Origin of the sequence: Streptomyces sp. NPDC005774, from assembly GCF_042871645.1 — a bacterium.
Classification (GTDB): Bacteria; Actinomycetota; Actinomycetes; order Streptomycetales; family Streptomycetaceae; genus Streptomyces; species Streptomyces pratens.
On record NZ_JBIAIV010000014.1, the window covers coordinates 65,558 to 90,056 of the forward strand.

The following is a 24,499-nucleotide window of genomic DNA, read 5'->3' on the forward strand; positions in this document are numbered from 1 at the left end:
CTGACTGAGGACGAGGGTACGGCACACCCCGCGCGACTCTCGTGCTCAGGCGGTGTACAAGGGTGCTCAGTACCGGCGCTCCTGTTTCTGCTTGCACTCGACGCACAGCGTGGCCCGGGGGAAGGCCTGCGTCCGGGCCTTGCCGATGGGGTTGCCGCAGCTCTCGCACAGGCCGTAGGTGCCGGCGTCCAGCCGCTGCAGGGCGCGCCCGTACTGGGTGAGCATCTCGCGTGCGTTGGCGGCGAGCGCCAGTTCATGCTCGCGCGTGACGTTCTTCGTGCCGGTGTCGGCCTGGTCGTCACCCGCCCCGTCCCCGGAGTCCCGCATCAGGCCGGCCAGCGACCGTTCGGACGAGGTGATCTCCTCACGCAGCCGCAGCACCTCGGCCGTCAGCTCGGTCCGCGCGTCCTCGACCTCCTCCGGTGTCCAGGGCTCCTCGCCCGGACGCACCGCGAGGTCGCCGGGCTCCACTGCAGCGAACCGCGCCTTGGGCACGGCGGTCTTCGCCGTCGTCGCCGTGCCAGGAGTCTTCTCAGCACCCACCGTCGTCGCTCCCGTCTGCGTCGCGGCCTCGGCCGCACCCGCGTCAGTGGCCGTGCCGTGCCCGGCCGTGTCCTGTGTGCCCCCGCTGGTCCTGGTGGTGCTCCTGCTCGTACCGCCCCCGCGCGCGGCATCCCGCTCGGCGCCGGCCTCCGTCCCCCGGGCGGCCGCCTTCTTCCGGGAACTCCTGGCCTCGGCGGCTCGGGAAGCCGTCGCTTTCGATCGCGTGGCTCCGGAGGCCGCCGTTCCCTTCTCTTTCTCCTTCTCCGCCTCCGTTTTTGTCTTCGTCTTCGCAGAGGCGGAGGCGGAGGCGCCCTTCCCGGCCCCGGTCTCCCCCGCCGTGCTCTTTCCCGCCCCGGCCTTCCCGGGTCCGGCCTTCCCGGCCGACTGCTTCGTGGCCGCCTTCCCCGCCTGAGCCTTCGCCTTCGTGTCCTCCCGGGACTCCTCGGCGGGCACGGCTCCGCCGGACGCCGACTGCTGTACGGCGGTCTTCTTCGCCACCATGGCCGCGGCCCCTTTTCACATACTGTGATCTTGCGCACGCATCATGCTGGGACGATAAATCGACTTGGGTCCCGCGGCAACGGGGCGCACCGCCCGATTCACCCGCCCCGCGGCCACCGCGCGGCGGACCTTCATGCGTTGTGCCCAGCTCCCCGCCGGGTATGCCACCAAGTCGGACGCCATAGAATCCGAACACCCGTACCGCTCCATTCGGTGGCATGTCTCACTATTTGCGACTCGCACGGCATGCGCACGGACTCCCCCTGGCCCTGCCCGGGCCCACTCACCGCCCGCGGGAAATCCGGTCGGCCGCTGTCCGCTCCGCGCCGTACACTGGGCGGAGCGAAAAGCATGGATGGGGACGAGTAGCGGCGTACGCAGCCCAGAGCGACCCGGGGACGGTGTGAGCCCGGGGGCGAGCGCGACGCGAAGATCACCCCTGAGCCGCCGGAAGAAAGCCGCAGCCTGACAGCAGCGGCGAGTAGAACCGGCATCGCGACCCCAATGAGGGGGTTCACCGGCGCACACGACGCACCGGGGGACCAAGGAGGGTGGTACCGCGGGAGCGCGCCGACGACGGCGCAGGGATCGACACGGCTCTCGTCCCTCCGGACGGAAGGCAGCAAGTCCGCCGGAGGAAACCCGCTGATGACAACGCCGATGTACCGACAGGTGCCCGCCCAGGTCGACCTGCCCGCTCTCGAGCACGCTGTGCTCGATTTCTGGCAGGAACAGAAGACCTTCGCCAAGAGCCTGGAGCAGTCCGAGGGCCGCCCCGAGTGGGTGTTCTACGAGGGCCCGCCCACCGCCAACGGCATGCCGGGCGCCCACCACATCGAGGCGCGCGTCTTCAAGGACGTCTTCCCCCGCTTCCGCACCATGCGCGGCTACCACGTGGGCCGCAAGGCCGGCTGGGACTGCCACGGCCTCCCGGTGGAACTGGCGGTGGAGAAGGAACTCGGCTTCTCCGGCAAGCAGGACATCGAGGCGTACGGCATCGCCGAGTTCAACGCCAAGTGCCGCGAGTCGGTGACCCGCCACACCGACGCCTTCGAAGAGCTCACGACCCGCATGGGCTACTGGGCCGACCTCCAGGACCCGTACCGCACGATGGACCCGGAGTACATCGAGTCCGTCTGGTGGTCGCTGAAGGAGATCTTCGACAAGGACCTGCTGGTCCAGGACCACCGCGTCGCCCCCTGGTGCCCCCGCTGCGGCACCGGCCTGTCCGACCACGAGCTGGCGCAGGGCTACGAGACGGTCGTCGACCCGTCCGTCTACGTCCGTTTCCCCCTCACCTCCGGCCCGCTGGCCGGCGAGGCCGCGCTCCTGGTGTGGACGACCACACCGTGGACGCTGGTGTCCAACACCGCGGTCGCCGCGCACCCCGAGGTCACCTACGTCGTCGCGACGCAGGGCCCCGAGGGCACGGAGAAGGTCGTCGTCGCCGAGCCGCTTCTCGCCAAGGCCCTCGGCGAGGGCTGGGAGACCACCGGCGAGAGCTTCACCGGCGCCGAGATGGAGCGCTGGACCTACCAGCGTCCCTTCGAGCTCGTGGAGTTCCCGGCCGAGGCGCACTACGTGGTGAACGCCGACTACGTCACCACCGAGGACGGTACGGGTCTGGTCCACCAGTCCCCCGCCTTCGGTGAGGACGACCTCAGGGTCTGCCGCTCCTACGGTCTGCCCGTGGTGAACCCGGTGCGCCCGGACGGCACCTTCGAGGAGGACGTCCCGCTGGTCGGCGGCGTCTTCTTCAAGAAGGCCGACGAGAAGCTGACGGAGGACCTGGGCGACCGGGGCCTGCTGTTCAAGCACATCCCGTACGAGCACAGCTATCCGCACTGCTGGCGCTGCCACACCGCGCTGCTCTACTACGCGCAGCCCTCCTGGTACATCCGCACCACGGCCGTCAAGGACCGCCTGCTCGAGGAGAACGAGAACACCAACTGGTTCCCGGACTCCGTCAAGCACGGCCGGTACGGCGACTGGCTGAACAACAACATCGACTGGGCGCTGTCCCGCAACCGCTACTGGGGCACCCCGCTGCCGATCTGGCGCTGCGAGGACGACCACCTCACCTGCGTCGGCTCGCTCGCCGAGCTGACCGGGCTGACCGGCACCGACCAGTCGGGGCTCGACCCGCACCGCCCGTTCATCGACGAGGTCGTCTTCGCCTGCCCGCAGGACGGCTGCGGGCAGACGGCCACGCGGGTGCCCGAGGTCATCGACGCCTGGTACGACTCGGGTTCGATGCCGTTCGCGCAGTGGGGCTACCCGCACAAGAACAAGGAACTGTTCGAGAGCCGGTACCCGGCGCAGTTCATCTGCGAGGCCATCGACCAGACCCGCGGCTGGTTCTACACGCTGATGGCGGTCGGCACCCTGGTCTTCGACAAGTCCTCGTACGAGAACGTCGTCTGCCTCGGCCACATCCTCGCCGAGGACGGCCGCAAGATGTCCAAGCACCTGGGCAACACCCTGGATCCGGTTCCGTTGATGGACCGGCACGGCGCGGACGCGGTCCGCTGGTTCATGGCGGCCGGCGGTTCCCCGTGGGCGGCCCGCCGGGTGGGCCACGGCACCATCCAGGAGGTCGTCCGCAAAACGCTCCTGACCTACTGGAACACCGTCGCCTTCCAGGCGCTGTACGCGCGTACGTCCGGCTGGGCCCCGTCCGGGGCCGACCCGGCACCCGCCGACCGCCCGCTGCTGGACCGCTGGCTGCTCTCCGAACTGCACGCGCTCACCGATCAGGTGACCCGGGCGCTGGACAGCTACGACACCCAGCGCGCCGGCAAGCTGCTGTCCGCGTTCGTCGACGACCTGTCCAACTGGTACGTCCGCCGCTCCCGGCGCCGCTTCTGGCAGGGCGACAAGGCCGCACTGCGCACCCTGCACGAGGTCGTCGAGACGGTCACCAGGCTGATGGCCCCGCTGACCCCGTTCATCACCGAGCGGGTCTGGCAGGACCTGGTGGTGCCGGTCACCCCCCACGCCCCGGAGTCCGTCCACCTGTCCTCCTGGCCCGAGGCCGACCTGACGGCGATCGACCCGAAGCTGTCGCAGCAGATGGTGCTGGTGCGCCGCCTGGTGGAGCTGGGACGGGCCACCCGCGCGGAGTCGGGCGTCAAGACCCGCCAGCCGCTCAAGCGCGCCCTGATCGCGGCGAGCGGCTTCGGCGACCTCCACCCCGAGCTGCACACGCAGATCACCGAGGAGCTGAACGTCGAGTCCCTGGCGTCCCTGTCCGAGGTGGGCGGCTCGCTGGTGGACACGACGGCCAAGGCCAACTTCCGTGCACTGGGCAAGCGGTTCGGCAAGCGCGTCCAGGACGTCGCCAGGGCCGTCGCGAACGCGGACGCCGCCGCGCTGTCCCTGGCGCTGCGCGAGGGCACCGCCTCGGTGGAGGTCGACGGTGAGACGATCACCCTCGCCCCGGACGAGGTGATCATCACGGAGACCCCGCGGGAGGGCTGGTCGGTGGCGTCCGACGCCGGTGCCACGGTCGCCCTGGACCTGGAGATCACCGAGGAGCTGCGCCGGGCCGGTCTGGCCCGGGACGCGATCCGGCTGATCCAGGAGGCTCGCAAGAACAGCGGCCTCGACGTGGCCGACCGGATCGCCCTGCGCTGGTCGGCGACGGAGGACGCCACGGTCGCGGCCCTGACCGAGCACGCCGGTCTCATCGCCGACGAGGTCCTCGCCGTGGCCTTCGTGAATGAGCACAGCGCCCGGGGCGAGACGGACGACACCTACGGTCAGCCGTTCACCGACGAGGGCCTGTCCCTGACGTTCCGCCTCCGCAAGGCGTAAGTGTCCTCAAGGGCGTAACGCCCTGGGGCGCGGATCACGCCGGTGCGCCCAGCGCGTCCCGCCCCGCCCTGCACAGCGAAGGGCCCGGGTCCACCGAGAAGAACTCGGTGGACCCGGGCCCTTCGGCGTTGCGTCCCGAGGACAACTGCCCCACACCTTGAACAACCACCGCATCCACCGCAAAGGGGCCCCAACGCGCGTAGCACGAGGGCGGGGCCCCGGGTTCTCCAACCCGGGGCCCCGCCCTGAACGCTGTCGGCCGCTACGCCGTACTCATGGCCATCAAACCGTCAGTTGTCGTCCTCGTCGATCAGGAACCCGCGCATCGGCGAGGGCGCCTGGCCCATCGGCGACGGTCCCTGCGGACGCACCGGCGCCATGGGCTGGGTCATCGCCGGCTGCATCTGCTGCTGGCCACCACCGTAGGACGGGCCGGGCTGTCCGGGGCCGCCCATCTGCTGGTTGCCGCCGTAGGACGGCGCACCGGCACCGGCCGGGGCCATCGAGGGTGCCGGGGACGGCGGCAGCGACGGGGCGGCGGACTGACGCGGCGGGGCGAGCGAGTCGTCCGCCTGGGTCTCCAGCTGACGCAGCTGCGATTCCAGGTAGGACTTCAGCCGCGTGCGGTACTCGCGCTCGAAGCCGCGCAGGTCCTCGACCTTGCGCTCCAGCGTGGCGCGGGCGGACTCCAGGGAGCCCATCGCAACGCGGTGCTTCTCCTGCGCGTCCCGCTCCAGGGCGTCCGCCTTGGAGCGGGCGTCCCGCTCGAGACCCTCGGCACGCGAACGCGCCTCGCCGACAATCTTGTTGGCCTCGGAACGGGCCTCGGCGATCGCCTGGTCGGCGGTCTGCTGGGCCAGCGAGAGCACGCGGGCCGCGCTGTCGCCGCCGGGAGGACCGCCCTGCTGTCCGGGGAGGCCGGGAGGGCCGCCCATGGGACCGCCGGGACCGCCCATCGGACCGCCGTGGCCCATCTGCCCCTGCATCGGACCGCCGTGGCCCATCTGCCCCTGCATCTGCCCCTGCATCGGACCGCCGTGGCCCATCTGCCCCTGCATCTGCCCCTGCATCGGACCGCCCTGGCCCATCTGCCCCTGCATCTGCCCCTGCATCTGCCCCTGCATCGGACCGCCCTGACCCATCGGGCCGCCCTGACCCATGGGACCAGGACCCTGGCCCATCGGGCCGGGACCCTGCGGACCGCCCTGACCGCCCTGCCCGGCGGGCAGCTGCGGCGCACCGCTCGGCAGCTGGGGCGGTCCACCCATGGGGCCACCCATCTGCTGCTGCGGCGGGCCCGATATGCCGGCGGGCACCGGGCCGCCGGGACCTCGCATGCCCTGCTGGGGCATCCCCTGGGGCGGCCCCTGCTGTTGCTGCTGCTGGTCCTGCGGTTCCGGAGGCTTGCGCATGTTCTGCTGGTTCTGGGCAGCAGCGCGCGTGGCCGCGGCCAGTTTGGCGCGCAGGTCCTCGTTCTCTCGGAGCAGGCGCGTCAGTTCGGCTTCGACCTCATCGAGGAAGGCATCGACCTCGTCCTCGTCATAGCCTTCTCGGAGGCGGACGGTCGTGAACTGCTTGTTCCGCACGTCCTCGGGGGTCAACGGCATCTCTTCACCTCAACGTAGTCATCGGCAGTCGGCAGGCCCATGTCGTCCACAGTCACCTCAGCGCATTGCCCACGAGGGAGATCAGGATGTAGACGATGATCATCAGCACGAAGAAGGACAGGTCGAGCGCCACGCCCCCGAGACGCAGCGGCGGGATGACCCGCCGCAGAAGCTTCAGCGGTGGATCGGTGACAGTGTAGGTGGCCTCCAGGACGACCACCATCGCCTTGCCGGGTTGCCACGAGCGGGCGAACTGAAAGACGTAGTCCATGACCAGACGGAAGATGAGCACGATGAGGAACACCATCAGCGCGATGTAGATCACCTGCGCGAACACGCTCATGGTCTGGTTGTCCCTCTCCCCTGTGCACTGCTTCTGTCCGGTCCTGCGTCTCAGCTCTGGTTGAAGAACCCGCCCTCTGCGATACGGGCCTTGTCCTCCGCCGTGACATCGACGTTAGCAGGAGACAGCAGGAACACCTTCTGCGTCACCCGCTCGATGCTGCCGTGAAGACCAAATACCAAACCGGCCGCAAAGTCGACAAGTCGCTTGGCGTCCGTATCGTCCATCTCGGTCAAATTCATGATCACCGGCGTGCCTTCACGGAAGTGTTCCCCGATGGTACGGGCCTCGTTGTAGGTCCGCGGGTGAAGTGTGGTGATCCGGTAAGGCTCTCGTTCCGACACGACCTTGGGCATGATCACCGGTGCGTTCTTCTCCAGGCTGGCGCGTTCTTGTGTGATGGATGCCACGGGCGCGATACGCGCCGGGCGTGCCGATTCAGCGGGAAGCGAAGCGGACCGGGCGACCGGCTCGCGAAGTGGGGGCGAGGGGGCGACTCTCACCTCTTCGTCCCTTTGGAGTTGATGTGCACCATGTACACCGTGCGACTGGTGCGACGGCTCGTGCCGCCGGTGATCCCGCTCGGGCTCCGGGTCGAGTTCGGGTTCGAAGTCGTCGTCTGGGTCAAATCCGCGGCCGTCGTACCCATCGTCCTCCACGAGGCCGAGGTAGACCGCCATCTTGCGCATCGCGCCGGCCATTCTCCGTGCCCTCCGCTCTGTGGTGGATCCGCTGACGACCGCCAAGTGCCCGCGATCCACAAGGTCCTCAAGTCCGCCCGATCAGCGGCAATGACCATATTTTCTGCTGTGGTCCGACTTCCTGGCGACGTTACCCGAGCCTGGGTCGGACTCCGAGTACCGCACTGCCTACGCGCACATGTGTCGCTCCGGCCGCAACAGCCTGTTCGAGATCCGCACTCATTCCCGCGGAGACCATGCTCGCAGCAGGATGGGCCGCGCGCAGGTCGGTCGACAAATCCATCAAGCGCTCGAACGCCGCCTGTTGACGCCCGGCGTACTCCCCGGTGAGCGGAGCGACGGTCATCAGTCCGTCCAGCCGCAGGCCTTCGGCCCCGGCGACGAGACGAGCCAACTCCGCGACACCGCCCGGCGTCACGCCGCCGCGCTCCCCCCGGCCCCCTCCCGTCGCGGGCTCATCGGCGTCGAGCGCGACCTGAATGAGGCAGCCCAGTTCACGCCCGGTGCGCACGGCCTCCTTCGAAAGGGCCGTGACCAGTCGGGAACGATCGATGGACTGCACGAAATCGGCATAACTTGCCACAGATCGCACTTTATTGGTCTGAAGTTGCCCGACAAAATGCCACTTAAGGGGCAAGTCGGCACATTCGGCGGCTTTCGGGGCGGCGTCCTGGTCGCGGTTCTCGGCGACATGACGCACACCGAGTTCCGACAGGATCCGCACATCACTCGCGGGGAAGGTCTTGGTGACCACGATCAGAGTCACCTCCTCCCGCCCGCGCCCGGCGGCCGCGCACGCGGCGGCGATCCGCTCCTCCACATCCGCGAGGTTCGCGGCGAGTTCTTCCTTACGCTCCGTCATGCCTCATCAGTCCAGCCACACATAGCCCGCGAGCCGCCCGGTGGTGCGGTCCCGCCGGTACGAGAAATGATCGTCCGACTCCAGCGTGCACACCGGCGACCGCTCCCGGTCACCCACCCCGAGCCGTTCGAGCTGGGCGTGCACACCCCCGGCCACATCGACCGCCGGCGTACCCCAACTCGTCTCGGCGTACGCCGCCGGCTCGACGGCGGCCACCTCGGCACGCATCTGCGACGGCACCTCGTAGCAACGGCCGCAGACGGCGGGGCCGGTACGGGCGACGATGCGGGCCGGGTCGGCGCCGAGTTCCGTCATGGCGTGCACGGCGGCGGGGACCACTCCCGAGACCAGTCCGGGCCGGCCCGCGTGGGCCGCCGCGGCAACACCGGCGGCGGGGTCGGCGAGCAGCACCGGGACGCAGTCGGCGGTGAGGACGGCGAGGGCGAGGCCCCGCCGCGCGGTGACCACCGCGTCGGCCTCGGGAACGGGACTCCCGCCCCACGGCTCGTCCACCACGACCACATCGGCTCCGTGCACCTGGTTCATCCAGACCACCCGCGCCGGGTCGAGGGCGAGGGACTTCGCGGCCAGTTCGCGGTTGGTGCGCACCGCGCCGGAGTCGTCGCCGACCGCACCGCCGAGATTGAGCTCCGCATACGGAGCGGCGCTCACCCCGCCCCACCGGTCGGTGAGGGCGAAGTGCGCGCCGCGCACGCTTTCGCGCTGTCCTATCACTTGAGGAAGTCCGGTACGTCCAGTTCCTCGGCCGCGCTGTCCGCGTAGGTGCGGGACGGCGGGACGGGCGGCTGGGCGACCGGGATGTCGCTGACCGGCTCGGGTGCCTGCTCCGGCTCCTCCCTGGGCGTGACGCTGCCCAGGGAGCCGAAGGACGGGCGGCCCTCGGGCTGCCGCGCGGGGGCGGGCTCCTCGCGCTTGGCCGAGGACGAGCCGAGGACGTTGTCCCGCTTCGAGGGCGGCTGGCCACCGTCGAAGCCGGCCGCGATCACCGTGACCCGGACCTCGTCGCCGAGGGCGTCGTCGATCACCGCGCCGAAGATGATGTTGGCTTCGGGGTGGGCCGCCTCACTCACCAACTGGGCGGCCTCGTTGATCTCGAACAGACCGAGGTCGCTGCCGCCGGAGATGGACAGCAGGACGCCCCTGGCGCCGTCGATGGAGGCTTCCAGCAGCGGGGAGGAGATCGCCATCTCGGCGGCGGCCACCGCGCGGTCGTCGCCGCGGGCCGAGCCGATGCCCATGAGGGCCGACCCGGCCTCGGACATGACTGACTTGACGTCGGCGAAGTCGAGGTTGATCAGGCCGGGGGTGGTGATGAGGTCGGTGATGCCCTGGACACCGGAGAGCAGGACCTGGTCGGCCGACTTGAAGGCGTCCAGGACCGAGACCTGGCGGTCCGAGATGGACAGCAGCCGGTCGTTGGGGATGACGATGAGGGTGTCGACCTCTTCGCGGAGTTCGGCGATGCCGTCCTCCGCCTGGTTGGCGCGGCGCCGGCCCTCGAAGGTGAACGGGCGGGTGACCACGCCGATGGTGAGAGCGCCGAGCGAGCGGGCGATGTTGGCCACCACGGGGGCGCCGCCGGTGCCGGTGCCGCCACCCTCGCCGGCCGTCACGAAGACCATGTCGGCCCCCTTGAGGACCTCCTCGATCTCCTCGCGGTGGTCCTCGGCCGCCTTGCGGCCGACGGCCGGGTTGGCTCCGGCGCCGAGTCCGCGGGTGAGTTCACGGCCGACGTCGAGCTTGACGTCGGCGTCGCTCATCAACAGGGCTTGCGCGTCGGTGTTGATGGCGATGAACTCGACGCCCTTGAGACCGACCTCGATCATCCGGTTGATGGCGTTGACACCACCGCCGCCGACACCGATGACTTTGATGACTGCGAGGTAGTTCTGCGGTGCTGCCACGTCGAAGGCCTCTCGCCTCGATTTACGTGTCGCCGGCTCGCGGCCGTGCCGCGGTTCGACGACTGATGCCGATGTGGGGCGGTCCGTATTGCCGACCCGAACCCTAACGTTGAAGTTTAGGGTTACCAGTGTGCCTGTTCCCTGGAGTCTTCTGAACAGGACACTAAGTCGACAAGTGGCGCGCGTTCAACGAACACGCCGAACCTCCCGTTTTTCTTTTCACCCTATGTGATCAGCCGTGGCACCCCCCAACCAGGGGGCTGGCCTGCACTGATACCCGTCAACTCCCTGTTGATGCGGGTGCCGTGGGGACACTCACATCGAAGTGCCGTGCGTCCGGCGCCGCTTTCAGCAGAGCGGTGAGGGCACGACCCTTCGCGGCACCATCCTCGCCGCTTCCCCAGGCGATCGTCCTGCCGTCCGCCAGTTCCAGCGAGATGTCGTCGTAGGAACGGACCTTGACGCTCCGCGCGGTACGGGCGACGGCGTCCGGCACCTCACGGGCGACCCGTACCGCCTCGCGCACCAGCCGGCCCTCGCCGAAGCGGCGCAGGCTCGCGGCCGTGGTACCGCTCCGGCGCACGTTCAATTCCAACCGGGGAACACCCTTCGATGCTTGGGGAACCGTGGCGTACCGGACACCTTCGTCGTCGATCTCGGTGAACTCCCCGCCCTTTTCGACCAGAAGAACCGGCGTGCGCTCGGTGATATTCAGCCCGATTTCATGCGGCCAGGAACGGACCACGTCAACTGTGTCGATTCGGGGCAATTTCTCGCGGAGCCGTGCGGCGATCGCGTCCGTGTCCACCGCGACCAACTGGTCCCCGACGGGGACACCGGCGGCCTCGCGCACTTCCCCGGGGGTCAGGACCCGGGTGCCGGACACGGACACCCTCTCCACCCGGGCCAGATCGGACCCGTACAGCAGCCAGAACGTACCGCTGCCGAGGAAGGCCAGGGCGACCGCCAGGATGATGATCAGACGAAGATGTCTCCGCCTCAACCGCCGCCGCCCGGGCGGCGGCCCGGACGACTCCCGCCGGCGTTCACCGCGCTCGGCGGCAGTCGATCCGGCCACAGCACTCCCTTTCCCGCGGCGCGGTCCGCCTCCGGGGCGCCACGGCCGCGCCCCTTCGGCTCACTCGCCGGTGTCCTAGCGGTGACGTGAGGCGATCGCCTCGTACACCATGCCGACGAGCAGGTCGTCGGCGTCCCGGCGGCCGAACTCGGTGGCGGCTCGGGACATCTCGTACAGCCGGTGCGGATCGGCCAGGACGGGCAGCACGTTCTGCTGGACCCACTCCGGCGTCAGCTCCGCGTCGTCGACCAGAAGTCCGCCGCCGGCCTTGACCACCGGCTGGGCGTTCAGCCGCTGTTCGCCGTTGCCGATGGGCAGCGGGACGTAGACGGCCGGGAGCCCGACGGCGGAGAGTTCGGCGACGGTCATCGCGCCCGCGCGGCAGAGCATCATGTCGGCCGCGGCGTACGCGAGGTCCATCCGGTCCACGTAACCTACCGGGATGTAGGGGGGCATTCCCGGCATCTGCTGCACCTGGGGCAGTTCGTTCTTCGGGCCGACCACGTGCAGGATCTGGACGCCGGCCTGCTGGAGCCACGGCGCGACCTGCTGGACGACCTCGTTCAGCCGACGGGCACCCTGCGAGCCGCCGGAGACCAGCAGCGTGGGCAGGTTGGGGTCGAGCCCGAACGCGGCACGGGCCTCGGGCCGCACGGCGGCCCGGTCCAGGGTGGCGACGGAGCGGCGCAGCGGAATCCCGATGTAGCGGGCGTCGCGCAGCTTGCTGTCCGGGGTGGAGACGGCGACCCTGGCCGCGTACCGGGAGCCGATCTTGTTGGCCAGGCCGGGGCGGGCGTTGGCCTCGTGGACGATGATCGGCACACCGAGCCGCTTGGCGGCGAGGTAGCCGGGCAGGGCGACATAGCCGCCGAAGCCGACCACGGCGTCCGCCTTGGTCCGTTCCAGGATCTGCTCGGTCGCCTTGATGGTGCCGCGCAGCCGGCCCGGGACGGTGATCAGCTCGGGGGTGGGCTTGCGGGGCAGCGGCACGGCGGGGATCAGCGCCAGTTCGTACCCGCGCTCGGGTACCAGACGTGTCTCGAGACCGCGTTCCGTGCCCAGGGCCGTGATGCCCACGGACGGATCCTGCCTGCGCAGGGCATCCGCGAGGGCGAGCGCGGGCTCGATGTGGCCCGCGGTTCCTCCGCCGGCGAGTACGACATGCACCGAAATTCACCGCTCTCCGGACGAACGTGCCACCATGGCGCGCCGTCGCATCGTGTTCCATCTGTGGGGTCTTTGAGTACCCCGGTCCCGCTTTCTACCAAAGCGAGGTTGCCGCATCGCAAGCGCCGCCCGCGCAGCGGGCTCGTCACGCGCGAAGGCGATCAGCAGCCCGATGGCGAACATGGTCGGCAACAGGGCGGAGCCCCCGTAGGAGAACAGCGGGAGGGGAACGCCTGCGATCGGCAGCAGCCCGAGGACCGCACCGAGGTTGATCACGGCTTGGGCCATGATCCAGGTGGTCACGCCTCCCGCGGCATACCTCACGAAGGGGTCCTCCGTGCGTCCGGCCACGCGGATACCCGCATAGCCTAGAGCCGCGAACAGGGCGAGCACCGACAGCGTCCCCGCCAGGCCCAGTTCCTCACCGGTGATGGCGAAAATGAAGTCGGTGTGGGCTTCCGGTAGTTGGCCCCATTTCTCCACACTCGCGCCGAGTCCGGACCCGAAGATCCCGCCGGACGCGAGTGCGTAGATCCCGTGCACGGCCTGCCAGCAGTCGACGGGACCCGTCTGGGGTTCGGTGGCGCCGAGACAGGCCAGCCGGGCCATGCGGTTCGGGCTGGTCCTGATGAGGAGCGCGCCGATCAGCGCGGCGACGGCCAGCACGCCGGCGAACAGCCGGGTGGGCGCCCCGGCCAGCCAGAGCAGGCCGAAGAGGATCGCCGTCAGGATGATCGCCGTGCCCATGTCGCCGCCGAGCATGATCAGTCCCAGCAGCATGAAGGCGGCCGGAACGAGCGGCACCAGCATGTGCTTCCACTGGGACAGCAGCCGCCTCTCCTGCTTGCGGGCGAGTAGGTCGGCGCCCCACAGCACCAGGGCGAGCTTGCCGAACTCGCTGGGCTGGAGCTGGAAGGAGCCGCCGACGCCGATCCAGTTCTGGTTGCCGTTGACCTCCATCCCTATCCCCGGCACCTGTACCAGGATCATCAGGAAGACGGCGCCCGCGAGAATGGGGTAGGCCAGCGCCCGGTGCAGCTTCACCGGCATCCGGGAGGCCGCGAGCAGCAGCACGGCCCCGATGCCGGCGGCCAGGAGCTGCTTGCGGAAGAAGTACGAGCCCGGCAGCGACATCTGCAGCGCGGTGATCTGGGAGGCCGAGTAGACCATCACCAGGCCGAGCACGGTGATCAGCGCGCTGCCGCCGAGGATCAGGTAGTAGGCGGTCAGCGGCCGGTCCCAGGCCCTGTACGCCCGCGCGTGGAGGGCCCTCAGGGGGTTCTCGCGGGCCGGCCGGGCGGCGGCGGGGCGGCGGGGCGCCCGCCGCACGGGAGGCCGCCCGGTACGGCTACCGGGCATGCCGGCCTCCGCTGTGCGCCCCATGGTGCCTCGACGGTCCCACGCGTCCCTCCCAAGGTCGCCCGGCGCAGGCAGCCGGGTCAGGCACCGAGTTCGCGCACCGCCTGTGCGAACGCCTCACCGCGCCTGTTGTAGTTGGCGAACATGTCCATCGAGGCGCAGGCCGGGGCCAGCAGCACCGTGTCGCCGGGTCGGGCCAGCCGCTTCGCCTCCTGAACAGCCTGGAGCATCGCCCCAGTGTCGGTCCGGTCGAGGTCGACCACGGGTACTTCCGGTGCGTGTCGCGCCAGGGCTTCGCGGATCAGCGCGCGGTCCGCGCCGATCAGGACGGCGCCGCGCAGGCGTTTCGCCGAGCTCGCGACCAGTTCGTCGAAGGTGGCGCCCTTGGCGAGTCCGCCGGCGATCCACACGATCGACTCGTAGGCCGCCAACGAGGCCTGTGCGGCATGGGTGTTGGTCGCCTTGGAGTCGTCGACATAGGCGACCTCGTCCACGTCGGCGACGTGCGCGATGCGGTGGGCGTCCGGGGTGAAGGCGCGCAGCCCGTCCCGTACGGCCGCCGCCGGCACTCCGTAGGCGCGCGCGAGGGCGGCGGCGGCGAGGGCATTGGCGATGTTGTGCGGGGCGGGCGGGTCGACGTCGGTGACCTCGGCGAGTTCCTGGGCGCTGCCCCGGCGGTCCTCGACGAAGGCGCGGTCGACCAAGATGCCGTCGACGACGCCGAGTTGGGAGGGTCCGGGGGTGCCGAGGGTGAAGCCGACGGCGCGGCAGCCCTCTTCGACGTCGGCCTCCCGGACCAGGTCCTCGGTGGACGGCTTGTCGGTGGCGTCGGCGTTGTAGACGCAGGCGATGCGGTTGCCCTCGTAGACGCGGCCCTTGTCGGCGGCGTACGCCTCCATGGAGCCGTGCCAGTCGAGGTGGTCGGGGGCGAGGTTCAGCACCGCCGCCGAGTGCGCGCGCAGGGAGGAGGACCAGTGGAGCTGGTAGCTGGACAGTTCCACGGCGAGCACGTCGTACTGCTCGTCGCCGAGGACCGCGTCGAGGAGCGAGACGCCGATGTTGCCGACGGCCGCGGTGCGCAGGCCCGCCGCCTCGAGGATCGAGGCGAGCATCCGGACGGTGGTGGTCTTGCCGTTGGTGCCGGTGACCGCGAGCCAGGGCGGGGCGTCGGGGCCGCGCAGCCGCCAGGCCAGTTCGACGTCGCCCCAGACCGGAACGCCGGCCTGTGCGGCGGCGGCGAACAGCGGCTTGCCGGGCTTCCAGCCGGGGGCGGTGACGACGAGTTCGGTGCCCTCGGGGAGGGTGCTCGCGGCCTGCTCGCCGAGGCGGACGGCGATGCCGAGCCGTTCCAGTTCGGCCGCCTGGGTCCGGGCGAGGTCGTCGTCGCCGTCGTTGACGACCGTGACGTGCGCGCCGAGGCCGTGCAGCGCCCTGGCCGCCGGGACGCCGGAGACGCCGAGCCCGGCGACGGTGATGCGCCGGCCCCGGAACCGGTAGGGCTCCGGGGACTGCGATGCCACTGGTGCGGTCACTTGTCCGCTGCCCATCCCGCGTAGAAGATGCCGAGTCCGACGATCACGCAGATGCCCTGGATGATCCAGAAGCGGACCACGACAAGGACTTCGGACCACCCCTTGAGTTCGAAGTGGTGCTGGAGCGGTGCCATCCGGAAGACGCGTTTCCCGGTGAGCTTGAAGGAGCCGACCTGGATGACCACCGACATGGTGATGAGGACGAACAGGCCGCCCAGAATGGCGACCAGCAGCTCGGTGCGGGAGCAGATCGCGAGGCCCGCGAGGACGCCGCCGAGGGCGAGCGAACCGGTGTCGCCCATGAAGATCTTGGCCGGCGAGGTGTTCCACCACAGGAAGCCCAGGCAGGAACCCATCAGCGCGGAGGCGACCACCGCGAGGTCGAGGGGGTCCCTCACCTCGTAACAGGCACCCGGGTTGGTCAGGGTCGTCGCGTTGGCGCAGGACTCCTGGAACTGCCAGACGCCGATGAAGGTGTAGGCGCCGAAGACCAGGACGGAGGCGCCGGTGGCCAGGCCGTCCAGGCCGTCCGTCAGGTTCACGCCGTTCGACATGGCGAGGATCATGAACAGCGCCCAGAGGACGAACAGCACCGGGCCGATGGTCCAGCCGAAGTCGGTGATGAACGACAGCTTCGTGGACGCCGGGGTGTTGCCTCGGCTGTCCGCGAACTGCAGGGCGAGTACGGCGAAGGCGATACCGACGATCAGCTGGCCGGACATCTTGGCCTTGGCCCGCAGGCCCAGCGAACGCCGTTTGACGATCTTGATGTAGTCGTCCAGGAAGCCGACGATGCCCATGCCCACCATCAGGCCGAGCACCAGCAGACCCGAGAAGGTCGGCGACGCGTCGGCCTTCGGGTCCACGTAGTCCGTGACCAGTTTCGCCAGGAAGTACGCGGCGACCGTCGCCAGGATGAAGGCGATACCGCCCATCGTCGGCGTACCGCGCTTGCTGGCGTGCTCGCGCGGGCCGTCGTCGCGGATGTACTGCCCGTACCCCTTGCGTGCGAGCAGCTTGATCAGCAGCGGGGTGCCGACCAGCGTCAGAAAGAGGCCAATGACTCCTGCGAACAGGATCTGCTTCATCATCGGGCGACGACCTCGCCCTCGGTACCGGTCGCGAGCAGCGCCTGCGCCACACTCTCGAGACCGACCGACCGGGACGCCTTCACGAGAACGACGTCTCCCTGGCGCAATTCACTGCGCAACAGGTCGACAGCCGCCTGTGCGTCGGACACGTGCACCGACTCCTCACCCCACGAACCCTCGTTATATGCGCCCAGTTGCAGCCAGGCGGCTTCCCTGCCCCCGACCGCGACGAGCTTGCTGACGTTGAGCCGGACGGCGAGCCGTCCGACCGCGTCGTGCTCGGCGAGCGCCTCGTCCCCGAGCTCGGCCATCTGGCCGAGCACCGCCCACGTACGACGTCCCTTGCCCATGGACGCGAGCGCGCGCAGGGCGGCTCGCATGGACTCGGGGTTCGCGTTGTAGGCGTCGTTGACGACCGTCACGCCGTCCGGGCGCTCGGTGACCTCCATCCGCCAGCGGGAGAGGGAGCCCGCTTCGGAGAGCGCGAGTGCGATCTCGTCTGCGGACATGCCCAACTCGTGGGCGACGGCGGCCGCTGCGAGCGCGTTCGACACGTGGTGCTCACCGTACAGGCGCATGGTCACATCGCTTGCACCGGAGGGTGTGTGAAGCCTGAACGACGGCTGTCCGCTGTCCATGAGTCGTACGTTCTCGGCCCGAACGTCCGCTTCGTCGCTCTCTCCGAAGAGGAGCACCTTCGCCTTCGTGCGGGACGCCATGGCGCGTACGAGCGGGTCGTCCGCGTTGAGGACCGCGGTGCCGTCCTCGGGGAGGGCCTCGACGAGTTCGCCCTTGGCCAGGGCGATCTGCTCCCGGCCGCCGAACTCGCCGATGTGCGCGGTTCCCACGTTGAGCACGAGGCCGATCTTCGGCGGGGTGAGACCGGTGAGGTAGCGGATGTGGCCGATCCCGCGGGCGCCCATCTCCAGCACGAGGAACCGGGTTTCCCCGGTGGCGGTGAGCGCGGTCAGCGGCAGCCCGATCTCGTTGTTGAGGGAGCCGGGGGTGAAGACGGTCGGTGCCTTGCGCCGCAGCACCTGTGCGATGAGGTCCTTGGTGCTGGTCTTGCCGGCCGAGCCGGTCAGGGCGACGAGGGTGGTGCCGAGCCGCCGTACGACGTGCCGGGCGAGGGCACCCAGCGCGCTCTGGACGTCCTCGACGACGATCGCGGGCACCCCCACGGGCCGGGAGGCGAGCACGGCGGCCGCACCGGCCTCCACGACCGCGGCCGCGAAGTCGTGGCCGTCCACGCGTTCACCGGCGAAGGCGACGAACAGGCTGCCCGGCACCACCTCCCGTGAGTCCCGGACCACCGGCCCGGTGACCGGGACGGACGGATCCGGTATGTCGTACGTCTGTCCGCCGACGACTTCTGCAATCTCGGCGAGGGAGAGGGCGATCACAAGTTCATCCCTGGGTCTGCTGGATAGCTTCGCGAAGCACCTGGCGGTCGTCGAAGGGACGCACCACCCCGGCGATGTCCTGTCCCTGCTCGTGGCCCTTGCCGGCGACCAGCACGGCGTCGCCGGGCTGTGCGCGGGCGACGGCCGCGGCGATCGCCGCGGCCCGGTCCTCGAAGACCTGCACCTCGCCGCGCTCGTGGGCGGGCACGGAGGCCGCGCCCTCGAGCATGGTGGCGAGGATCGCGAGGGGGTCCTCGGAGCGGGGGTTGTCGGAGGTCAGTACGGCGGTGTCGGCAAGCCGGGCCGCCGCGGCGCCCATCGGCCGGCGCTTGGTGAGGTCCCGGTCCCCGCCGCAGCCGAGCACCACGTGAACCTTGCCCTCGGTGACCCTGCGCAGGGCGCGCAGCACCGATTCGACGGCGTCGGTCTTGTGCGCGTAGTCGACCACCGCGAGGTACGGCTGGCCCGCGTCCACGCGCTCCAGCCGGCCGGGCACGCCGGGGACGGCGGCGACGCCGTCGGCGGCGGTCTGGGGGTCCAGCCCGGCGGCGGCGAGGGCGACGATCGCGGCGAGGGTGTTGGCCACGTTGAAGGGGCCCGGCAGCGGCGACCGGGCGGTGATCCGCTCGCCCTCGGGGCCGGTCACGGTGAATGTGGAGTCGGTGGGGCCGACCACGACGTCCTCGGCACGCCAGTCGGCGTCGGGGTGGCCCTCGGCGGAGTAGGTGATGACGGGCACGCCGGCTTCCTTGGTGAGACGGCGGCCGTACTCGTCGTCGGCGTTGACCACGGCGAGGCGGCTGCGCAGCGGAGTGAACAGCTGCGCCTTGGCCCCGAAGTAGTCCTCCATGTCGGAGTGGAACTCCATGTGTTCCGGGCTCAGGTTGGTGAAGACGGCGATGTCGAAGACGCAGCCGTCCACCCGGCCCAGTACCAGGGCGTGGCTGGAGACCTCCATGGCGACCGCGTCGACACCGCGCTCGCGCATGACGGCGAACAGGGCCTGGAGGTCGGTGGCCTCCGGCGTGGTGCGTTCGGACTTGATGCGTTCGTCGCCGATGCGCATCTCGACGGTGCCGATCAGTCCTACCCGTCGCCCACCGTCGTCCTCGGCCGTGCCGCGGACGGTCTTCAGGCCGCCCTCGACGAGATAGGCGGTGGTGGTCTTGCCCGAGGTGCCGGTGATGCCGATCTGGAGCAGATCGCGGCCCGGGTGGCCGTAGATCGTGGCCGCCAGTTCGCCCATGCCCGCGCGGGGGTCGTCGACCACCAGGGCGGGCAGCCCGGCCGCGGCGACGCGTTCGGCGCCGCTCGGGTCGGTGAGCACGGCGACCGCGCCGAGGCCCGCGGCCTGGTTGACGAAGTCGGCGCCGTGCACGCGGGCACCGGGGAGGGCGGCGTACAGGTCGCCGGGGCGCACCGCGCGCGAGTCATGGGTGATGCCCGTGACGTCGGCGGTCCGCTGCGGCACGGTGGTACCCAGTTGACCGGCGAGTTCCGCGAGAGGGGTGGCGGTGACCCGCGCCGGCCGGGGCGGCCCGGGAAATGTCACGGGATGGCCCTTCTGAGTGGTTCGGGACTGATCAGCGTGTGGCACGGCGGTGAGCGTACCGGGCGCACCCGCCGCGGAGCGAAAGAGGGGGCCTCGCGCGGTGCCGTCCGGCGGGGAGCCGTGCCCGGGGGCGGGGTCCGGTGCGGGGCGGGGGGTGTTCCGCTCCCCGGGGTCGGGGGTGATCGTTGTCACGGGCTGTTCCTGGGTGGTTCCGTGCCGGCCGGGCGCGAGGGTTCGCGACCGGTCAGCGCTTGAAGGTGACCGGGAAATTGGCCGGTTCGGCGCCGGTCGGCGGCACCTGGAGGGTCTTGAGGGCGAACTCCATGACCTGCTTGTAGACGGGTCCGCAGATCTGGCCGCCGAAGTAACTGCCCTCGGTGGCGTTCTGGATGACGCAGGAGACGGTGACGCGGGGCTGGTCGGCGGGTGCGAATCCGGCGAAGGAGGAGGTGTAGCCGTGGTACTTGCCGGTGGCCGGATCCACGCGGTTGGCCGTACCCGTCTTCCCCGCCACCCGGTAGCCGGGGATGCGCGCCTTGGTGCCGGTGCCCTCCTCGTCGTCCACGACCGACTCCAGCATCCGGGCGAGCGTCTTCGCCGTCTTCTGGCTGACGACCCGTGTCCTCTCCGGCTTCGGGGCGGGGGTGAAGTTTCCGTCGGGTTCGTTGGTGCCGCGCACCAGTGCGGGTTCGACGCGTACGCCGCCGTTGGCGATGGTGGAGTAGACGGACGCGGCCTGCATGGCGTTGACGGACACGCCCTGACCGAAAGGAATCGTGTACTGCTGGGAGGTCGACCAGGTGTCGGGCGGGGCGAGGATGCCCTTGGTCTCGCCGGGGAAGCCGAGTCCGGTGTGGCTGCCGAGGCCGAACGCGCGCAGGTAGTCGTAGAGCACCTTGTTGGCGGCGGCCTGGGTCTTGCCGAGCTGGCCGGTGGCCAGAATGGTGCCGATGTTGCTGGACTTGGCGAGCACTCCGTTGAGGGTGAGGTACCAGGTCGGGTGGTCGACGTCGTCCTTGAACAGGCGGTCGCCGCGGTGCAGCCGGTTCGGCACGACGACATGCGTCTGCGGGGTGGCCGCTCCCTCCTCCAGTACGGCCGCCATGGACATGATCTTGGCGGTGGATCCGGGCTCGAAGGCGTCCTGGAGGGCCGCGTTGCCGAGGGCCGCCGGATCGGCCTCGGAGAGGTCATTGGGGTCGAAGCCGGGTGCGTTGGCCATGGCGAGGACCTCGCCGGTGCGGGTGTCCTGGACGATGATGTAGCCGCGGTCGGCCTTCGACTTCTCCACCTGCTCGCTGATGGCGTTCTGCGCGGCCCACTGGATGTCGCGGTCGATGGTGAGCTCGACATCGCTGCCGGGGACGGCCGGCGTCTCGCTGGAGTCCACGGTCGGCACCAGACGGCCGCCGGACTGGGCGTAGCGGATCTTGCCGTCCTCGCCGGCGAGCCGCTTGTCCATCTGGAGTTCGATACCGCCGCCGCCCTTGCCCTCGGCGTTGACCCAGCCCAGTATCCCGGCGGCGAGTTCGTTGTTGGGGTACACCCGCTTGCTGGTGGGCACGGACAGGACGCCGGCGAGGACGTTGACGGAGGACGCGTCGGTCTCCGCCTTCTTGGCCAGCGCGGACTTCAGGTCCTTGATCTGCTGCCACACCTGGGGGGTCTGACGGCTCGCGAGTTTGACGTAGCGCAGGGCCTTGTTCTCCGGCCGCAGCTTCTCGACCAGCCGGTCCTGGTCCTGGCCGAGAATCGGGGCGAGGAGGGCGGCGGCCTGTTCGGGGCCGTCGGCGATCTCCAGCTGGTCGGGGGCGAACAGCGTGGGGTCGGCGGTGATGTCGTAGGCGTCCTCGCTGGTCGCCAGGGCGACGCCGTGGCGGTCGGTGATCCTGCCGCGCTCGGCGTCCAGCACCTGGCCGACGTAGAGGTTCTGTCCGGCCTTCGCGGCGTAGGTGTCGGCCTTGACGGCCTGCACCTGGAGCAGGCGTACGACGAAGACGCTCAGGACCAGGGCCAGCGCCAGACCGACCAGGCGCAGCCGGGGGCGCGGGCTGCCCAGCCGGATGACCTTCGGGGCCGCCGGGCCCGGCGGCCGGGGGCGCGGGTCCGGGCGGGGGGTACGGGCCCGCCGGGTGCCGGGTCCGGGGCGCTGCCCGGCGCCCGGGCGGGCGGGCCGGGCGGGGCCGGGCACGCGACGGCGGGGCGGTTCCCTGTCGGACACTTCCGTCACCTGCCGGGAGTCGATGCGGGGGTGGACGTGGGGTCTGCTGCCGCGCCGGGCGTCGTGCCCGGAAGCGGGGCCGTCGCGGTGGCCGGCGCCTCGGGGGCGAGCACCAGGGGGGCGCGGGAGGCGGTGGCGGGGCCGGGGACACCCTTGACCTTGCCGTCGGGGTTCAGGAAGGCGGGGTCGCCGCCGGGCACCATGCCGAGCTCGCGGGCCCGGCGCTGGAGGGCGTCGGGGGCGGAGTAGGCGTCGATGTCCCGCTGGAGGGCCTGCTCCTCGTCGGTGAGGCTCTTCTTCTCCCGCTTGAGGTCGTCGAGCCGGAACGCGCCCTCACTGAGCGCCGAGTTCAGCACCAGGAGCCCGATCAGGCCGCCGCCCAGGAGAAGGACGACCAGCAGCACGAAGGGGGTACGGGCCGCCTGGGCCCGTCCCGTGGGGAGGAACTGCGCGAGACGGGCCGCCCTCCCCCTCAGTTCGGGTTTCCTGCTCACTCACACTCCCCTGGGTTCGCCCGAAGCCTGCCTTCCGCACCCGAGTGCCCCGCACGTCATTCGAGGTGCTCCCGGACGCGCTGGGCGCCCCGCAGCCGCGCGGGTGCCGCTCGCCGGTTCTCGGCGATCTCCTCCTCGGTGGGAAGTTCGGCACCGCGCGTGAGCAGCTTGAGCCGGGGCTGGTAGCGCTCGGGCACGACCGGCAGCCCGGGGGGTGCGGTGATGGCGGCGCCCGCCGCGAGTACCTGCTTGACCAGCCGGTCCTCCAGGGAGTGGTAGGACAGCACGGCGATCCGGCCGCCGACGTCGAGTGCCCGCACCGCGGCCGGGATCGCCCGCTCCAGCACCGAGAGCTCGCCGTTGACCTCGATGCGCAGGGCCTGGAAGGTGCGCTTGGCCGGGTTGCCGCCGGTGCGCTTGGCGGCCTGCGGCAGCGCGTCACGGATCAGCTCGACCAGGCGGGCACTGGTGGTGAACGGTTCCTTCTCCCGCTCGCGCACCACCGCGGCCACGATCCGCTTGGCCTGCTTCTCCTCGCCGTAGGCGCGCAGGATGCGGACGAGGTCGCCGGGCGGGTAGGTGTTGAGGACCTCGGCGGCGCTGATGCCGGCCGACTGGTCCATGCGCATGTCGAGCGGGGCGTCCTGGGCGTAGGCGAAGCCGCGGTCGGCCTCGTCGAGCTGCATGGAGGACACGCCCAGGTCGAACAGGACGCCCTGCACACGCGGGACGCCGAGCCGGTCGAGCACGTCGGGGAGTTCGTCGTAGACGGCGTGGACCAGGGTGGCTCGCTCGCCGAAGGGGGCGAGCCGCTCGCCGGACAGGCGCAGCGCCTCCTTGTCCCGGTCCAGGGCGATCAGCCGCGCCTCGGGGAACCGTGTCAGCAGGGCCTCGCTGTGGCCGCCGAGGCCGAGGGTGCAGTCGACGACCACGGCTCCCGGCCGCTCCAGGGCGGGCGCCAGCAGGTCCAGGCACCGCCGGAGCATCACCGGGACGTGCCGGGTCTGCCCGCCCGTGTTCGCATGCGCTTCGCGCCCCATGGGTTCTGGGCCCTCTTCTCAAGGTCCGGCGCGGCCGTGACGCACCGCCGGGTCCCCGCCCCTCCCCCGGTGTGGACGGGGCGGCCGGCCGGCGCCGGAGGCGACAGCCGGCCGGGAACGGGAGGAGGCCGAGCCGTACGTACGCGCAGCGCACGCGGGGGGATCTCCGGGACGCTGCCCGGTTCTCCGGGGGAAATCAGTGCAGCGGGGAGTCTCGCCTCCCGCTTCGCGTCACTTTAGTCCACGGTGTCGCCCGGTCAATCAACCGGCCTGCGCGGCGCGGCCCTCGGCACGAGGACAACCGCATCACAGGGAAGCCACTCGTACGAGGCGGCTCACACCATCCTTGTGGGTCATCTCACACCAAAGACGGATGACGTTCTTTGTCCTGTCTCACAGCGAGCCCGGACGGTGGGTGCCCAGTAACGTCATTGCTATGACGACTTCTGCATCGGTTCCCGCGGGCCCTGAAAGCGCGACAGTCGGCCAGGGCACGGTCACCGACCGCCTGGTGGACGCGAACGAGCAGTACGCCAACGCCTTCGCCGATCCCGGGATGGACGCCCGCCCCGTCCTCCGTGTCGCCGTGGTGGCCTGCATGGACGCCCGGCTCGACCTGCACGCCGCGCTCGGTCTCGAGCTCGGTGACTGCCACACCGTCCGCAACGCCGGAGGCGTCGTCACCGACGACGTGATCCGGTCGCTGACCGTCAGCCAGCGGGCACTCGGCACCCGCAGTGTGGTGCTCATCCACCACACCAACTGCGGCCTGGAGTCCATCACCGAGGAGTTCCGGCACGACCTGGAGATGGAGGTCGGCCAGCGTCCCGCCTGGGCCGTGGAGGCCTTCCGGGACGTGGACCAGGACGTACGGCAGTCGATGCAGCGGGTGCGCACCTCACCGTTCCTGCTGTACACCGACGACGTGCGCGGATTCGTCTTCGACGTGAAGACCGGTCTGCTGCGCGAGATCGACCCCACCTGACCCGCCGGCCCGCTCCGAGGCCTTCCTTCGTCGAGGGTTCGCGCGCCCGTTCTCCGGATTTCAGAAGGTCGAACGACATTCACAAAAGTCGTATGACCTGACATACCACCGCCAGTTATCCACAGGCGAGTGACACGAATCGGTAACGGCGGCAAGAATGCGGGAGTGGTGCCGTGTGGAACTTTTCCCGCGCGGCGTCCGTGATTCGGGGTGGGCCGGTCCACACAGCAAGGCGTCGGCCCGGACATTTGTGGCCCTCGTTCCTTCGGAGCGGGGGCA

19 protein-coding genes are annotated in these 24,499 nt (G+C 70.5%); 2 read left to right on the top strand and 17 right to left on the bottom strand.

The window, feature by feature from the left end; all coding sequences use genetic code 11:
* Positions 1-66 precede the first annotated feature (66 nt).
* Positions 67-1,044: a TraR/DksA family transcriptional regulator gene (locus tag ACFYQA_RS15555; RefSeq protein ID WP_388917013.1), complete on the bottom strand. Its 978-nt coding sequence runs from the start codon at positions 1,042-1,044 to the stop codon at positions 67-69.
* Positions 1,045-1,692: 648 nt separating this feature from the next.
* On the opposite strand from ACFYQA_RS15555, the gene ileS reads away from it, so the two are divergent.
* A complete protein-coding gene (ileS, locus tag ACFYQA_RS15560; RefSeq protein ID WP_388917016.1) occupies positions 1,693-4,860 on the top strand; it encodes an isoleucine--tRNA ligase in 3,168 nt (1,055 codons plus the stop codon).
* 290 nt (positions 4,861-5,150) lie between these two features.
* On the opposite strand, the gene ACFYQA_RS15565 is transcribed toward ileS, so the two are convergent.
* The 16 genes from ACFYQA_RS15565 to rsmH form a co-directional block, all read right to left on the bottom strand.
* Entirely contained in the window at positions 5,151-6,467 is a 1,317-nt protein-coding gene (locus ACFYQA_RS15565) for a DivIVA domain-containing protein (protein WP_388917019.1), read from the bottom strand.
* A gap of 52 nt (positions 6,468-6,519) precedes the next feature.
* Positions 6,520-6,810, bottom strand: coding sequence for a YggT family protein (locus ACFYQA_RS15570; RefSeq protein WP_332426778.1), 291 nt, complete (start codon positions 6,808-6,810; stop codon positions 6,520-6,522).
* Positions 6,811-6,860: 50 nt separating this feature from the next.
* A complete protein-coding gene (locus tag ACFYQA_RS15575) occupies positions 6,861-7,511 on the bottom strand; it encodes a cell division protein SepF (protein WP_055593378.1) in 651 nt (216 codons plus the stop codon).
* Positions 7,512-7,641: 130 nt separating this feature from the next.
* Positions 7,642-8,373 carry a YggS family pyridoxal phosphate-dependent enzyme gene (locus tag ACFYQA_RS15580; protein ID WP_388917023.1) on the bottom strand — a complete coding sequence of 244 codons (732 nt, stop codon included), beginning with the start codon at positions 8,371-8,373 and terminating at the stop codon, positions 7,642-7,644.
* Between the two features lie 6 nt (positions 8,374-8,379).
* Entirely contained in the window at positions 8,380-9,108 is a 729-nt protein-coding gene (gene pgeF, locus ACFYQA_RS15585) for a peptidoglycan editing factor PgeF (RefSeq protein WP_388917026.1), read from the bottom strand.
* Complete coding sequence (gene ftsZ, locus ACFYQA_RS15590) at positions 9,105-10,298, bottom strand: cell division protein FtsZ (RefSeq protein WP_388917029.1); 1,194 nt, start codon at positions 10,296-10,298, stop codon at positions 9,105-9,107. The genes pgeF and ftsZ overlap by 4 nt, the downstream gene beginning before the upstream one ends.
* Before the next feature lie 280 nt (positions 10,299-10,578).
* The gene (locus ACFYQA_RS15595; RefSeq protein ID WP_388917032.1) at positions 10,579-11,376 is read right to left on the bottom strand and encodes a cell division protein FtsQ/DivIB; all 798 of its coding nucleotides are present in this window, start codon (positions 11,374-11,376) and stop codon (positions 10,579-10,581) included.
* 75 nt (positions 11,377-11,451) lie between these two features.
* Complete coding sequence (gene murG, locus ACFYQA_RS15600; RefSeq protein WP_388917035.1) at positions 11,452-12,543, bottom strand: undecaprenyldiphospho-muramoylpentapeptide beta-N-acetylglucosaminyltransferase; 1,092 nt, start codon at positions 12,541-12,543, stop codon at positions 11,452-11,454.
* A 6-nt stretch (positions 12,544-12,549) separates the two neighbouring features.
* The gene (gene ftsW, locus ACFYQA_RS15605; protein WP_388917038.1) at positions 12,550-13,902 is read right to left on the bottom strand and encodes a putative lipid II flippase FtsW; all 1,353 of its coding nucleotides are present in this window, start codon (positions 13,900-13,902) and stop codon (positions 12,550-12,552) included.
* Positions 13,903-13,982: 80 nt separating this feature from the next.
* A complete protein-coding gene (gene murD / locus ACFYQA_RS15610) occupies positions 13,983-15,449 on the bottom strand; it encodes a UDP-N-acetylmuramoyl-L-alanine--D-glutamate ligase (protein WP_388917041.1) in 1,467 nt (488 codons plus the stop codon).
* Positions 15,431-16,522 carry a phospho-N-acetylmuramoyl-pentapeptide-transferase gene (mraY, locus tag ACFYQA_RS15615; RefSeq protein WP_388917252.1) on the bottom strand — a complete coding sequence of 364 codons (1,092 nt, stop codon included), beginning with the start codon at positions 16,520-16,522 and terminating at the stop codon, positions 15,431-15,433. Before mraY ends, murD begins: the two co-directional genes overlap by 19 nt.
* Entirely contained in the window at positions 16,522-17,928 is a 1,407-nt protein-coding gene (murF, locus tag ACFYQA_RS15620) for a UDP-N-acetylmuramoyl-tripeptide--D-alanyl-D-alanine ligase (RefSeq protein ID WP_388917044.1), read from the bottom strand. The genes mraY and murF overlap by 1 nt, the downstream gene beginning before the upstream one ends.
* Before the next feature lie 4 nt (positions 17,929-17,932).
* Complete coding sequence (locus ACFYQA_RS15625) at positions 17,933-19,672, bottom strand: UDP-N-acetylmuramoyl-L-alanyl-D-glutamate--2,6-diaminopimelate ligase (protein WP_386400749.1); 1,740 nt, start codon at positions 19,670-19,672, stop codon at positions 17,933-17,935.
* Positions 19,673-19,724: 52 nt separating this feature from the next.
* The gene (locus ACFYQA_RS15630; protein ID WP_388917047.1) at positions 19,725-21,701 is read right to left on the bottom strand and encodes a peptidoglycan D,D-transpeptidase FtsI family protein; all 1,977 of its coding nucleotides are present in this window, start codon (positions 21,699-21,701) and stop codon (positions 19,725-19,727) included.
* A gap of 5 nt (positions 21,702-21,706) precedes the next feature.
* Complete coding sequence (locus tag ACFYQA_RS15635; protein WP_388917050.1) at positions 21,707-22,195, bottom strand: hypothetical protein; 489 nt, start codon at positions 22,193-22,195, stop codon at positions 21,707-21,709.
* A gap of 56 nt (positions 22,196-22,251) precedes the next feature.
* The gene (gene rsmH / locus ACFYQA_RS15640; RefSeq protein ID WP_388917053.1) at positions 22,252-23,235 is read right to left on the bottom strand and encodes a 16S rRNA (cytosine(1402)-N(4))-methyltransferase RsmH; all 984 of its coding nucleotides are present in this window, start codon (positions 23,233-23,235) and stop codon (positions 22,252-22,254) included.
* 436 nt (positions 23,236-23,671) lie between these two features.
* Here rsmH and ACFYQA_RS15645 point away from each other — a divergent pair, with 436 nt between their 5' ends.
* Positions 23,672-24,220, top strand: a complete 549-nt coding sequence (locus tag ACFYQA_RS15645) for a beta-class carbonic anhydrase (RefSeq protein ID WP_388917056.1) — start codon at positions 23,672-23,674, stop codon at positions 24,218-24,220.
* Positions 24,221-24,499: the final 279 nt, after the last annotated feature.